This window comes from Bordetella sp., assembly GCF_057362025.1.
This window is the reverse complement of sequence record NZ_JBMQQZ010000015.1, coordinates 12,868-26,268: the sequence shown is the minus strand read 5'-3', so window position 1 is coordinate 26,268 and position 13,401 is coordinate 12,868. Positions and strand designations below refer to the sequence as shown.

At 64.0% G+C, this 13,401-nt stretch carries 14 protein-coding genes; 4 read left to right on the top strand and 10 right to left on the bottom strand.

Features of this window, described 5'->3' with window-relative positions:
- Nucleotides 1-43: 43 nt before the first annotated feature.
- Nucleotides 44-922 (bottom strand): fumarylacetoacetate hydrolase family protein, encoded by an 879-nt coding sequence (locus tag ACO1P8_RS04705; protein WP_486294756.1) that lies wholly within the window; start codon nt 920-922, stop codon nt 44-46.
- 117 nt (nt 923-1,039) lie between these two features.
- On the opposite strand from ACO1P8_RS04705, the gene ACO1P8_RS04700 reads away from it, so the two are divergent.
- Nucleotides 1,040-1,762: a FadR/GntR family transcriptional regulator gene (locus ACO1P8_RS04700; protein WP_486294755.1), complete on the top strand. Its 723-nt coding sequence runs from the start codon at nt 1,040-1,042 to the stop codon at nt 1,760-1,762.
- Nucleotides 1,763-1,769: 7 nt separating this feature from the next.
- Here ACO1P8_RS04700 and ACO1P8_RS04695 read toward each other — a convergent pair whose 3' ends face one another.
- The 3 genes from ACO1P8_RS04695 to ACO1P8_RS04685 form a co-directional block, all read right to left on the bottom strand.
- Nucleotides 1,770-2,357 carry a TetR/AcrR family transcriptional regulator gene (locus tag ACO1P8_RS04695; RefSeq protein ID WP_486294754.1) on the bottom strand — a complete coding sequence of 196 codons (588 nt, stop codon included), beginning with the start codon at nt 2,355-2,357 and terminating at the stop codon, nt 1,770-1,772.
- A gap of 52 nt (nt 2,358-2,409) precedes the next feature.
- Entirely contained in the window at nt 2,410-2,877 is a 468-nt protein-coding gene (locus tag ACO1P8_RS04690) for a nuclear transport factor 2 family protein (RefSeq protein WP_486294753.1), read from the bottom strand.
- 148 nt (nt 2,878-3,025) lie between these two features.
- The gene (locus ACO1P8_RS04685) at nt 3,026-3,910 is read right to left on the bottom strand and encodes a 2-oxoglutarate and iron-dependent oxygenase domain-containing protein (protein ID WP_486294752.1); all 885 of its coding nucleotides are present in this window, start codon (nt 3,908-3,910) and stop codon (nt 3,026-3,028) included.
- 33 nt (nt 3,911-3,943) lie between these two features.
- On the opposite strand from ACO1P8_RS04685, the gene ACO1P8_RS04680 reads away from it, so the two are divergent.
- The 3 genes from ACO1P8_RS04680 (at nt 3,944) to ACO1P8_RS04670 (ending at nt 6,658) form a co-directional block, all read left to right on the top strand.
- A complete protein-coding gene (locus ACO1P8_RS04680; RefSeq protein ID WP_486294751.1) occupies nt 3,944-4,696 on the top strand; it encodes a GntR family transcriptional regulator in 753 nt (250 codons plus the stop codon).
- 11 nt (nt 4,697-4,707) lie between these two features.
- Nucleotides 4,708-5,664, top strand: coding sequence for a tripartite tricarboxylate transporter substrate binding protein (locus ACO1P8_RS04675; RefSeq protein ID WP_486294750.1), 957 nt, complete (start codon nt 4,708-4,710; stop codon nt 5,662-5,664).
- An 85-nt stretch (nt 5,665-5,749) separates the two neighbouring features.
- Nucleotides 5,750-6,658: a polysaccharide deacetylase family protein gene (locus ACO1P8_RS04670; RefSeq protein WP_094843328.1), complete on the top strand. Its 909-nt coding sequence runs from the start codon at nt 5,750-5,752 to the stop codon at nt 6,656-6,658.
- Between the two features lie 65 nt (nt 6,659-6,723).
- On the opposite strand, the gene ACO1P8_RS04665 is transcribed toward ACO1P8_RS04670, so the two are convergent.
- The 6 genes from ACO1P8_RS04665 to ACO1P8_RS04640 all read right to left on the bottom strand — a co-directional run bounded on the left by ACO1P8_RS04665 (nt 6,724) and on the right by ACO1P8_RS04640 (nt 13,342).
- Nucleotides 6,724-6,840, bottom strand: coding sequence for a DUF2474 domain-containing protein (locus ACO1P8_RS04665; RefSeq protein ID WP_486294749.1), 117 nt, complete (start codon nt 6,838-6,840; stop codon nt 6,724-6,726).
- A 27-nt stretch (nt 6,841-6,867) separates the two neighbouring features.
- Nucleotides 6,868-7,875: a cytochrome d ubiquinol oxidase subunit II gene (cydB, locus tag ACO1P8_RS04660; RefSeq protein ID WP_486294748.1), complete on the bottom strand. Its 1,008-nt coding sequence runs from the start codon at nt 7,873-7,875 to the stop codon at nt 6,868-6,870.
- Nucleotides 7,876-7,877: 2 nt separating this feature from the next.
- The gene (locus tag ACO1P8_RS04655; protein WP_486294747.1) at nt 7,878-9,320 is read right to left on the bottom strand and encodes a cytochrome ubiquinol oxidase subunit I; all 1,443 of its coding nucleotides are present in this window, start codon (nt 9,318-9,320) and stop codon (nt 7,878-7,880) included.
- 141 nt (nt 9,321-9,461) lie between these two features.
- Complete coding sequence (locus ACO1P8_RS04650; RefSeq protein WP_486294746.1) at nt 9,462-9,644, bottom strand: hypothetical protein; 183 nt, start codon at nt 9,642-9,644, stop codon at nt 9,462-9,464.
- 123 nt (nt 9,645-9,767) lie between these two features.
- Complete coding sequence (locus ACO1P8_RS04645) at nt 9,768-10,913, bottom strand: acetate/propionate family kinase (RefSeq protein ID WP_486294745.1); 1,146 nt, start codon at nt 10,911-10,913, stop codon at nt 9,768-9,770.
- A gap of 32 nt (nt 10,914-10,945) precedes the next feature.
- Nucleotides 10,946-13,342 carry a phosphoketolase family protein gene (locus ACO1P8_RS04640; RefSeq protein WP_486294744.1) on the bottom strand — a complete coding sequence of 799 codons (2,397 nt, stop codon included), beginning with the start codon at nt 13,340-13,342 and terminating at the stop codon, nt 10,946-10,948.
- Nucleotides 13,343-13,401 lie beyond the last annotated feature (59 nt).

The following is a 13,401-nucleotide window of genomic DNA, read 5'->3' as shown; positions in this document are numbered from 1 at the left end:
AGGTATAGCGTCTTGCTGTGCTTTGTGCCGTGTCCGCGCGCGATCAGGCGACCGCGTTCTGCAGCACGCCGATGCCCTGGATCTCCATGCGCATCACGTCGCCCGACTTGACGAACCTGGGCGGATTGAAGCCGATACCCACGCCGGCCGGCGTGCCGGTGGCGATCACGTCGCCGGGCTGCAATTCGATGCCCGCCGAGATCGTTTCGATCAGGGTGGGGATATCGAAAATCAGCAGCGAGGTGTTGGAGTTCTGGCGCAGCTCGCCGTTGACCCAGCACTTCACGTCCAGATTGGTGGCGTCCAGCGCGTCATTGGTGACGACGTAGGGTCCCATCGGGCAGAAACCGTCGAGGGCCTTGCCCAGGAACCACTGCCGATGCAGCTTCTGCAGGTCGCGCGCGGTGAAGTCGTTGACAATGGTGTAGCCGAAGATGTGCTTGAAAGCGTCGGCCTTTTTGATGCCGCGTCCCGGCTTGCCGATCACGATGGCCAGCTCGACCTCGTAGTCCAGCTGCTTGGCCACTTCCGCATGCGGGGGGATCTTGTCGTCGGGACCGATCACCGTGCTGGCGGGCTTGGTGAACACGACCGGCGCCTCCGGCGCGTGCTCGCCTTCCTTGGCGCTGCTGTCGAATCCCGACTTGCTGAATTCGGCCGCATGTTCGTGGTAGTTCTTGCCGACGCAGAAAATATTGCGGCGCGGCTTGTCGATCGGGGCAAGCACTTTGGCGTCCTTCAGGGCCTTGCCGGCGCCGGTTGGCGTCAGTTTGGGCTTCAGTGCCTCGTATTCCTGTACCAATTGGACCATATCGCCGGAAAACCCGGGCGCCAGTTCGGAAACCGGCCAAAACTGGCCTTTTTCGGTGTCGACGACGGCAATCGTGCGTTGGCCCTGATAGGAAAGCTGGGCAAATTTCATGGCAACTCCATAGTCCAATTGGTCAAAACAGCGCGTAATGTAGAACCAATGTGGCCTAGACGCAAGCCAATATCCAAAATTATTGACCAATTGGTCCTCTTTCTTTAAGCTCGCCGTATGGATACGAAGACCAAGGCAGAAGCGCCCGACACCGGTGCATCCCTGCGTTCGCCGGGAGCGAAGGCGCTATCGCGCTATCTGCGCGATGAAATTCTCGGCGGCAGGCTGCGCCCCGGGGTGAAGCTGCCGCCGGAACGCGAACTGAGCGTGCGCTTCGGGGCCTCGCGCGGCTCCGTGCGCCGCGTGCTGTCGGACTTGCGGGAGCGCGGTCTGATCGTCCAGTCCGTAGGCAGCGGGACCTTTGTCTCGGAGCAGGCGGATGCAATGGCGCAAGGGCCCGCCTTGCCGCGCTTCGACGGCAACGTCAGCCCCGCCGAACTGATGGAGGCGCGCCGCCTGATCGAACCGCTATTGCCGGGGATGATCGCGCGCAATGCGACCGCCGCCGATTTTTCCGCGATGGCCAACTGCCTGGAGCAATCGGAGGCCGCCAGCTCGATCGAAGCGTTCGAATACTGGGATGGCGCCTTGCACAAGGCTTTCGCGGTGGCCACGCACAATGCGTTTTTCATGCAGATCCTGGAGTTGATGAATCAGGTCCGCGAGCAGGGTGAATGGGGCAGGCTCAAGCGCAATTCCCTGACGCCCGCGCGCCGCGCGCAGTACGAGCGCCAGCATCGTGCCATGGTCAACGCCCTGCGCGATCGCGACGCCGCACAGGCTGCCAGCTTGATGGTGGAGCACCTGGACCAGATCCAGCGCAATCTGTTTGGCGAATAGAGGGCGTTCAGCGTGGCGGTGCTGCCGGTTCCGGCAGCGTGCGCAGGACGCGTTCGCGCAGCCCGCCCGCCATGCGGCAATAGACCTGGGGGTCGTTCCAGGCGCGTGCCAGGACCAGGGCCCCTTGGATGCCGCCCACGATTTCTTCGGCCAGTTCGCGCGCCGGCGCCGGCGGCAGTCCGCCCTTTTCGAGCACAGCCGTCACGGCACCCGCCCACGCGCGGAAATAGGACGAGACCGCCTGCGAGAACCGATCCCGCTCGTTGCCCAACGCAAACACGCCCACCAGGCAGGCTTTGCGCCCGGAGAGGAAATAGGCCGACACCTTGTCGAACATGGCGGCGATACCGTCGCGCGCGGACGGCGCTTCCCGTAATGGCGCGTAGATACTGCGCTGGAACCAGTCATCGATATGCCCCAGTACCGCCGCGGCCATTTCGTCCTTGCCGCCGGGAAAGAAGTGATAGAGGCTGCCCTTGCCAAGGCCGGTGCTTTCGGTGATGCGGCTCAGGCTGGTCCCTTCGTATCCATAGCGCCGGAATACCTCGACCAGGACTGGAATCACGTCCTGCCGCTCCGCGACGGTTCTTGGCATATCTGCTCGCGTTACGGGCGCATCCTTGCGGGCGCCCTGGTTGAATCTTCGTCTACAGCCCGAGGTCGCTCAGTCCGGGGTGATCCGTCGGGCGCGGTCCCAGGGGCCAGTGGAATTTGCGTTCCGTTTCCTTGATGGGCACATCGTTGATCGACGCGTGGCGATGGCGCATCAACCCCGCGTCGTCGAATTCCCAATTTTCGTTGCCATAGGAGCGGAACCAGTTGCCCGAATCGTCGTGCCACTCGTAAGCGTAGCGTACGGCGATACGGTTGCCGTCGTGCGCCCACAATTCCTTGATCAGCCGGTAATCCAGTTCCTTGCGCCACTTGCGGGTCAGGAACTCCACCACCTGGGCGCGCCCGTGGGCGAATTCCGCACGGTTCCGCCAGGCGGTGTCCTCCGTGTATGCCAGGGAAACCTTCTCCGGGTCGCGGCTATTCCACCCGTCCTCGGCAAGGCGGACTTTCTGGATGGCGGATTCGTGGGAGAAGGGGGGAAGCGGCGGGCGCGTGCTCATGGGAAACCTCGATGGCGTAGGGAAGGAAGGGGCGAAGACTGTCGGTTGTACCGATCAGACTTGACTGTACTGTACGGTACAAAAAAGCACAAGCATAGCCGTCTTCAATCCCGTGTTTATTCCTTGTAAAGGTATTCCTCAATTAACCCTAAACCACCAGGGCGAACTGTTCCGGTGGCTTGGTGAAAATACAGCCGCTGGAGCACTGAATCGGGATATTGTTTTCTTTTCCGTACAGCACAGGAATGAGAAAGGACTCCCGGCCGGGACCGTCGTACAGGCGGTGCGGGACGGAAATATGCAGATCGCTGGACCAGCGAGCCATGATATCCGCGACACGGCAGCTGAACCGCGCGTCCTCCGGCATGGTTTCCGCCATGCGGGGTGCCCGGTCGTATGCGCGGATGGCGTCCACTTCATCCGTCCATAGTATGGTTATGGCGTCGTGTGCTTGGTCCGCGGTGGCGGGACGATTGTCTGCTGCCGCCGCGGGGGCGCGATTTTGGATCAGCTTCCCGTGCAGCAGTGGATGACGCCATAGGCATTGGAAAAAGTCCGCCGGGGCGCCCAAGGCCATCGAACAGCCTTCCAGCAGCGGTCGGCATAAATCAAAAATCCGGCCATAATAGCGTTCCATCACGTCAGGCCAGTCGCCGTCGGCGCGATTCCTGTATTGCGCGCCGTCAAAAATCGAACGCCTGTCCACAATGTAGCGATTTACTCCTCCGCCTGTGAGCGAGGCAATTTTGAATTCTGGCGAGAATTCGAACTGGCTTAATGAGCACAGGTAGACTCGGCGTAGCAACGCATGAGGTATGCGGTGACCTGCCAGGTAGAAAAGGCCTGTATTGCGGGCCGCCGTGCGGATGCTGCACACCGTCCTCTGCATTGCCCTCAGATTGTCCCGCCGCAATAAGCAGGAAATGTCGACAATCGGGATGCCACCATGCGCCACGCTCGATTTGGCGAGTTTTCCAATACCTCGCAATCCTGGGCTTGGCTTTGTGCAGCGCGTCGAGTATTTTTGCGGCATCTTGTTGTACCGAACGTTATAAACTAAATACAAATGTCGACGCACACTTTATCTGCCGGGGTACCGATCTATCATCAGATCGCGCAGGTCCTGCGGCGCAGGATCGAGGCAGGCGAATGGGGCCAGGGTAATCAGCTGGCGACGGAGCAAGCGCTGTGCCGGGAGTTCGGCGTAAGCCGGACTACCGTCCGCCATGCCCTCAGCCAGCTCAAGCGCGAAGGATTGCTCAGTAGTCAGCGCGGGGTGGGGACGCGCCGCGTCGGGGAATCCGCTCGCTCAAAATACGTTAGTAATCTATCCGATCCGCTGCATGCCACCCTCGCCAGCGATCCGCGCATCATTTCCTCTGAAATGGTATCAGCGCGCGGCGCCATTGCGGCTTTTCTCGGCCTGGAAGAAGGCGCGCCGCTATTCAAGCTGGTACGGGTCCATTTTCTCGATAACGAGCCGCTTTCGGTCGTCGAGAGCTATTTGCCGGCCATTATGCAGGGCGCGATCGCTCAATTTCCGCATCGCAGCCTGCACGACATCATGTGGAACGACTTCGACCTGAAGGTCGCGAAAAGCGCCCACACCATCAGCGTCGCGCGCGCCGAGCCCCACATTGCCGACCTGTTGCGCATCGGCCTGGGCGACCCGGTGATGCACGTCCAGGCGTCCACGTATCTCCAGGACGGACGTCCCATCCGTTGGACGGACAATTTCTTTCGCGAAGACCGTTACCAGTACTCCGCGGAATTTTTCTGGGAGCCGCCCGCGCCTTTGGCGGGGTCTTCCGGTAGTTAACAGGAGAAGTCATGAAAGTGCGCCACCTTGTCGTCGGCCTCTGCCTGGCGGTATGCAGTGCCGCGGCCAGTGCATACCCGGACCGGCCCATCAGGATAGTGCTTGGCTTCCCGGCGGGCGGCGGGGCCGATGTCGTCCTGCGCACGGTCACCCCCGGGCTGGCCGAGGAGCTGGGCCAGCCTGTATTCGTCGATAACCGGCCCGGCGCGGGCGGCAATCTGGGCATGGACGCTGTGGCCAAGGCGGCGCCGGACGGCTATACGCTGCTGATGGCGGCCCCCGGCCTGGCGACCAATGCCAGCCTCTATGAAAACCTGCCCTTCGACCCCGCCAAGGACTTCACCGCCGTCGGCATGGTCAGCAGCGTGCCGAACGTACTTGTCGTGAATCCGTCGCTGCCGGTCCATTCCGTCGCCGACCTGATCGCGTACGCGAAAAGCCATCCCGGCGAACTGAACTATGCGTCCTCCGGAATCGGCACCTCTTTGCACCTGGCGGGGGCGTTGTTCGAGCGTGATGCGGGCGTCAAGATGACCCATGTGCCGTATCGCGGCGGACCGGCCGCGATCAACGACCTGATCGGCGGCCAGGTGCAGCTGATGTTCAGCGTGCTGCCTTTGGCGACGCCGCAAATCAAGGCCGGCAAGCTGCGCGCCCTGGCGGTGACCGGCCAGACGCGGTCGGCGGCGCTGCCCGGCGTACCCACGATGATAGAAGCGGGCTTGAAGGGCTATACCGCGACCACCTGGAATGGCCTGGTGGCGCCGGCCGGTACGCCGGTCCCGATCATCGACAAGATCAACGCGGCCTTGCAAAAGGTGCTGGATCGGCCGGATGTGCAAAAGACCTTCGCCGGCATGGGCCAGGACGTTGTCAAGGACACGCCGGAACAGTTCGCCGCAATGCTGAAGGCCGAGACCCGGAAGTGGCAGCAGGTCATCAAGGCCGGCGGCATTAAAGCCGAGTAGTCTGCGCGGCAACACGGGGCCGGCCGGAGGGCCATGCCCGCCGGCCCCGTCAGCAGTAACGTTTCAATCTCGCCAAGGAAAGTCCATGCAGCCCCGCCGTTATGGCCCGTTCCCGTATATTCCCTTGCCCGCGCGTCCGCGCTTTGTCCTGCCGAACAACGCGCGAGTGGCGTTGTGGGTGAATCCCAATGTCGAATTCTTCGGCCTGGACGACATCATGCCGGGGCGGCTTAACGAGCGCGTGCCGCGCGACACCGCGAAAGTACCCAATGTGCGCAACTGGTCCCTGCGCGACTATGGCAACCGTGTCGGCGTGTGGCGGCTGATGGATACCCTCAGCCGTTACGGTATCCGCGCCAGCGCCGCGTTGAACAGCGAGATGTGCGACCAGCACCCGGAAGTCATTGCCGAGGCGGTGCGCCGGGGTTGGGAATTCCTGGGCCATGGCATCACCAACGCCGTTCGCCTGGACGAGATTCCCCCCGACCAGGAGCGCCAGCTGATTTTCGACATGATCGATCGCATCGAAAAGGCCTCCGGTACGCGCCCCGTGGGGTGGCTGGCACCGGGGCTGTCCGAAACCTGGAATACGCTGGAATACCTGTCCGAGGCCGGCATTCGCTACGTCTGCGACTGGGTGAACGACGACCAGCCTTACACCATGGAAGTCGGCTCGCCCCGCATGGTGTCCGTTCCGTATAGCGTGCAAACCAACGATGTGCCGGCCTACTACGACATGAAGGTCTCGGTGCCCGAATTCGAAGCCATGATCAAGCGTCAGTTCGATGTGCTGTATCGCGAGGGTGCGACATCGGGTCGCGTGATGGCGATCGCGGTGCATCCCTTCGTTACCGGCCTGCCGCACCGCATCGGCGCGCTGGATGCGGCGCTGGAATACATCTGCCGGCACGAAGGCGTGTGGCTGGCCACCGGGCGCGAAATCATGGAGCACTACGTGCAGAGCGATTTCGCCAAGGCGATGTCGCCTTCCTGAGGCTGCCCGGCGCCTTCGCCGCGCGATGCGCGGCGGGCGGCAAGCGCGCCGCCCGGACGCATACGCTAATGCAGCGTCAGCCCGGCGGCCGACATGAGCCAGCGCACGACGAGCGCGATGCCGCCCATCACTGCGACGCTGGCGGTCCAGATCATCATCAACCAGGCAAGTCGTTTCCACATCCGCATGTGTCGCGCGGCGCTGCCGCCTCAGTGATAGCCTTCGCCCTGCCGGACCTTGCCCCGGAAGACGTAATAGCCCCAGGCCGTGTACATCAGGATGATGGGCACGATCAGCAACGCACCGACCAGCGCGAAGCCCATGCTTTGGGGCGGCGCGGCCGCATCCCATATCGACACGCTGGGTGGGATGACGTTGGGCCATACGCTGATGCCCAGGCCCGTATAGCCCAGGAATACCAGTCCCAGGGCGCAAACGAACGGCGCCGCGTGGGCGTCGCGCCGCACGGTCCGGATCAGCATGGCCAGGAACAGCAGCACGAGCAGCGGCACCGGCGCGAAATAGAAAATATTGGGCACGCTGAACCAGCGCCGCGCGATGTCCGCGTCGAGCAGCGGTGTCCAGATGCTGATGGCGACGATCGCCGCCAGGACTGCCCATGCCGAACCCATCGCGACGGCGCGGGCGCGGCCCAGCAGCTCGCCTTCCGTTTTCATGACCAGCCAGGTGCTGCCGAGCAGCGCATAAGCGCCCAGCAACGCGAAACCGGTGAATAGGCTGAATGGCTTGAGCCAGTCGAAGGGCTGCCCGGCATAGGCACCGTCGACCACGCGCAAGCCGCCGATATACGCCCCCAGCGTCACGCCCTGGAAGAATGTCGCCAGTATGGATCCGCAGATGAAAGCCTTATCCCACCAGTGGCGGCGCGCATCGCTGGCCTTGAAGCGGAACTCGAAGGCCACCCCGCGGAACACCAGGCCCACCAGCATCAGGATGATGGGCAGGTAAAGGGCGCTCAACACCACGCCGTACGCCAGCGGGAACGCCGCCAGCAGGCCCGCGCCGCCGAGCACCAGCCATGTTTCGTTGCCGTCCCAGACCGGCGCCACGGTATTCATCATGGTGTCGCGGTCTTCCTTGCCGGGAAAGAAGGGGAACAGGATCCCGATGCCCAGGTCGAAGCCGTCCATGATGACGTACATCATGACCGCGAACAGGATGATGATGGCCCAGATCAGCGGAAGATCGATACCCATGGTCAGCTCCCCGACACCGGCGTGGCGGCCGGCAAGCGCTTTTCGTCAGGCGCCGCGGACAGCGGGCGCATCGCATGGTGCTCCTGGCCGGGTCCGCCCTCCGGGGGCGAAGTAGCGGCCTCGCCGGGCGTCGGGCCCTGCCGGATCAGCTTCAGGATGTAGGCCACCCCGGCCCCGAACACCAGGAAATACACCACGACGAACAGCGCCAGCGTGAAGCCCAACTGGCCGGCGCCGTGGGGCGATACGGCGTCCGCGGTACGCATCACGCCATAGACGATCCAGGGTTGCCGGCCGATCTCCGTCGTCATCCAGCCTGCCAGTATGGCGACCAGGCCCGCCGGCCCCATGGCCAGCGCGAAGCGCAGGAATCCGCGATGGGCGTACAGGCGTCGGCCCCGGCGCAGCCACAGTCCCCACAGGCCCAGCAGGATCATCAGCAAGCCCAGTCCGACCATGGCGCGGAACGTCCAGAACACAATGGTCGCGTTGGGCCTGTCCCGCGCCGCGAATTCGTTCAGGCTGGGCACCTTGCCGTCCCATGTGTGGGTCAGGATCAGGCTGCCCAGGTGCGGGACCTCCAGCTTGTAGCGGGTCTCGCCGGCCGCCATGTCGGGGATGCCGAACAGCAGCAGCGGCGCGCCGGCACCGGGGGCGGGCTGTTCCCAATGTCCCTCGATCGCGGCGATCTTGGCGGGCTGGTGCTGGAGGGTGTTCAGGCCATGCATATCGCCGATGAACGCCTGGACGGGCGCGACCAGCAAGGCCATCCACATGGCCATGGACAGCATTTTGCGGGTGGCGGGAGTGTCCCTGCCGCGCAGCAGGTGCCAGGCGGCGGCCGCCCCCACCATCAGGGCGGTACTCAGGTAGGCCGCGACGACCATATGCCCCAACCGGTAGGGGAAGGATGGGTTGAAGATGACCTGTATCCAGTCCACGGGCACTGCCCGGCCGCCGACGATTTCATAGCCCTGCGGCGTCTGCATCCAGCTGTTGGACGCCAGTATCCAGGTCGCCGAAATCAGCGTGCCGATGGCCACCATGACGGTGGAGAGCATATGCAGGCCCGGACCCACGCGGGTCCAGCCGAACAGCATCACACCCAGGAATCCCGCTTCCAGGAAGAATGCCGTCAGTACCTCATAGGCCAGCAGGGGACCGGTAATGCCGCCCGCGAAGGTGGAGAAGTGGCTCCAGTTGGTGCCGAACTGATAGGCCATGACCAGCCCGGATACCACGCCCATGCCGAAGTTGACGGCGAAGATCTTCAGCCAGAATTGGTACAGATCGCGGTATAGGGTCTTGCGCGTGGCCAGCCACAGGCCTTCCAGTACCGCCAGGTAGCTGGCGAGGCCGATCGTGATGGCGGGGAAGATAATGTGGAACGAGATCGTGAACCCGAACTGTATCCGGGCAAGAGTCAAGGCATCCAGGCCTAACATGTTCGCTTCCCCCCCGTGCGCATCGCCGGGCTGCTGCTGTGGAGACTGCGGCAGGTTACCGGCATCGGCAGCGTGTGTACAGGATCAGTAAGGGGGCAGCTATTGCAGTGCAGTTGGCCGCCATGCCGTCGTCGCGGCGGGTCAGTCGTGCCGGCGCGCGCCGGGACCCTGCTGGCGGCTGCTGTGCTGATCGGAGCCGGTGCCGATCTGGCTGGTGTGGCCGTCTTTCTTGGTACGGTGCTGTGCATCGCCGTGGCTGCGCTGGTTTTCACGCGCCCGGTCGTCGGCCTGCTTGTCGGACGGTTCGTTCTGCGGATGGGCCATATTCGCGCTCCTGTGAATGGCAAGACAGGCTCCGGCGCAGCACGCGGCATGCCTATGGCGGCCTTATCGCAGGCTCATGGCAGGTCTTGCGCCGGCCGGCGTGGGCCGGGGGACCGGCGACGCTCATGATCCTTTGCCGCGCATCAGGGCACGGCAATGCCGCGCCATCTGGCGCTCTTCCTCGGTAGGTACGACCATGACGCCCGGTCCGGGCACGGCGGGGCCGAGTCCCAGGAAATCCAATCCGGAAACGATGCGCCGGCGTAGCTCGGCGCTATGCTCGCCGATGCCGCCGGTGAACACCAGCAGATCGATTCCGCCCATCAATGCCGCATAGGCGCCTATCTGCTTGCGCACCGACGTCGCGAAGATGTCGACCGCCAGCGCGGCATGCGCATCGCCCGCGGCGCTGCGTGCAAGCAGCGCCTGCATATCGCTTTCGCCGTCGGCGATGCCGGCCAGCCCGCTCTCGCGGTTGATCAGGGTTTCCAGGCCATCCGCATGCAGTGCTTCGGTGCGCATCAGGTACAGGACGACGCCAGGGTCCAGGTCGCCGCTGCGCGACCCCATGGGGATGCCGCCGGCCGGGGTCATGCCCATCGACGTATCGATCGATTTGCCTTCCCGAACCGCGCACAGGCTGGCGCCGTTGCCCAGGTGCGCGAAAACGGCCCGCGGCGGCAGGTCCGCGCCGAGGCGGCGCACAAGCGATTCGTACGACAGGCCGTGGAAGCCGTAGCGCGCGACGCCCGCGTCCGCGTAGCGCGCCGGCAGGGGCAGGCGCTTGGCACGGGGCGGCATGGTTCGATGGAAGGCCGTGTCCAGGCAGGCGAACTGCGCCGCATCCGGCCATCGCGCTCTTGCGCCTTCCAGAAGCTGCAGTGCGATGGGAATGTGCAGCGGCGCGAAATGTATCGCGCTGCGCAATTGCGCTTCCACCTCCGGCGTGAGGGCCTGGTGCGTGCGCAGGTGCGGGCCGCCGTGCACGATGCGATGGCCGATGGCCGACGGGGAGCCCAGGCCCGCGTCGGCCAGCGTGCGCGCCAGGATATCCAGCGCATGCGCTTGCGTGGGCATGTCGTGGTCCCGTTCGGCCAGTATCCCGCCCCGTGCGTCGCGGATACGCAGATGGCCATCGGGGCGCCCGACGTTGCTCGCGGCGCCTTCGGCCACGGCCGCTTCGTCATCGCCGGCAGAGAGGAACAGGGCGAACTTCAGCGACGATGACCCGCTGTTCAAAACCAGGATGGAGGACGCGTCGACGGACATGGCGGCATGCTCGCTGCAAGGATGGAAAGGATTCAGGCCCAGGTCCAGTTGCGGATTTCGTCCCGGTCTATGCCTTCGGTGTGCGCGTAATCCGTGTGGATGATGATCTGGTCGCGCAGCCATTCCTTGACGTGCGCACCGCGGCCTTGCAGGGCCGGGACGCGGTCGATGGCATTGATGGCCAGATGGAAGCGATCGATCTGGTTCACGATGGCCAGTTCGAACGGGGTATTGATACTGCCTTGCTCCTGGTAGCCATGCACATGGAGATTGGCGTGGTTGCGGCGCCGGTACGTCAGCTTGTGCACCAGCGCCGGATAGGAGTGGAAGTTGAAAATGACCGGCTTGTCCGCGGTGAACAGCGAATCGAAGTCAGGATCCGAGAGGCCGTGCGGATGGTCGGTATCCGGCATCAGCCGGAAGAGGTCGACGACATTGACGAAGCGGATCTTCAGGCCCAGGAACTTCTCTTTCAGGATCTGCACGGCGGCCAGGGCTTCCATCGTGGCGACGTCGCCGGCGCACGCGACTACCACATCGGGATCGCTGCCGTGGTCCGTGGAGGCCCAGTCCCAGATCCCGATGCCCTTGGTGCAATGCCGGATCGCGGCGTCGCGGTCGAGGTATTGCAGGTGGGGCTGCTTGTCCGCGACGATGACGTTTACGTAGTCGCGCGTGCGCAGGCAGTGGTCCGCCACGCTCAGCAGGCAATTGGCGTCGGGCGGCAGGTAGACGCGCACGATGTCCGGGCTCTTGTTGCAGACGACATCCAGGAAGCCGGGATCCTGGTGCGTAAAGCCATTGTGGTCCTGCCGCCAGACGAGCGACGTGATCAGCAGATTGATCGAAGGAATCGGGGCGCGCCAGGACAGCTCCAGTTTGGCTTTCTCCAGCCATTTGGCGTGCTGGTTGAACATCGAATCGATGACGTGGACGAAGGCCTCGTAGGTCGCGAAGAAACCATGGCGGCCGGTCAGCACATAGCCTTCCAGCCAGCCTTCCAGCGTATGCTCGCTAAGCATTTCCATCACCCGGCCGTCCGTGGCCAGTTCGCCGCCGTCCTCGTCCACCGGCAGCATCTCCGCCATCCACGTCTTGCGTGACGCTTCATATACGGCCGTCAGCTTGTTGCTGGCGGTCTCGTCGGGCCCGAACAGGCGGAAGGTCGTCATGTTGCGTGCCATGACGTCGCGCAGGAATTTACCCAATACCTCGGTCGGCGACAGATAGGACGATGCCGGCGCGGCCACGTCGATGGCGTATTCGCGGAAGTCCGGCATGTCCAGTGACTTGCACAGCAACCCGCCGTTGGCGTGCGGGTTGGCGCTGATGCGGCGGTCGCCCTCGGGTGCCAGCGCCCGAAGGAAGGCCATCGGGGCCCCGTGCTCGTCAAAGAGTTCTTCCGGACGATAGCTTCGCATCCAGTCCTCGACCACCTTCAGGTTGGCGGGATTCGTGACGGGATCGGCCACCGGTACCTGATGCGCGCGCCAATAACCCTCGACGCGATGGCCGTCGACGGTTTCCGGTCCGGTCCACCCCTTGGGCGTGCGCAGCACGATCATCGGCCAGCGCGGACGCTCCATCCGGCCTTCTTCGCGCGCGCGGCGCTGGATGGCCTCGATCTCGTCGAAACAATGGTCCATCGCGATCGCCATGGCATGGTGCATCGCTTGCGGATCCTCGCCTTCGACGAAATAGGGGCGATGGCCGTAGCCTGTCAGCAGGGCCTCCAGTTCAGGCCGCGGGATGCGCGCCAGGATGGTGGGATTGGCGATCTTGTAGCCGTTCAGGTGGAGGATCGGGAGGACGGCACCGTCGCGCGCGGGATTCAGGAATTTGTTGGAATGCCAGGATGTCGCCAGCGGCCCGGTTTCCGCCTCGCCATCGCCGACCATGACGGCGGCGACCAGGTCCGGGTTGTCGAACACCGCGCCGTAGCCGTGCGACAGGCTGTAGCCCAGTTCGCCGCCCTCGTGGATCGATCCCGGGGTTTCCGGCGTGCAATGCGAGCCTATGCCGCCAGGGAAGGAGAACAGCCGGAAAAAACGCTGCATGCCGGCTTCGTCCTGGCTGCGGTCCGGATAGATCTCGCTGTAGCGGCCTTCCATGTAGGCGTGGGCCAGCGTGGCGGGCGCGCCGTGCCCGGGGCCGGAAATGAACATGACGTTCATGTCGCGCTGGCGGATGACCCGATTCAGATGCACCAGCGTAAACGACTGCCCGGGGTCCGACCCCCAATGCCCCAAGAGCCGGCGCTTGATGTGTTCCGCCGTCAGCGGTTCGCGCAGCAATGGATTGGCGCGCAGATAAATCATGCCGACGGCAAGATAATTGCAGGCGCGCCAATAGGCTTGCATGCCCTGCAATTCTTCGTCGGACAGCGCCCTGTCGGGCGGAACCTGCAACGGGGGTTGGGATAGGGTCATCGTACCGGCTCCTCTGCAAGGTGGCGCCGCGACGGGCTTTTACCAAACGCGCGGGCGGC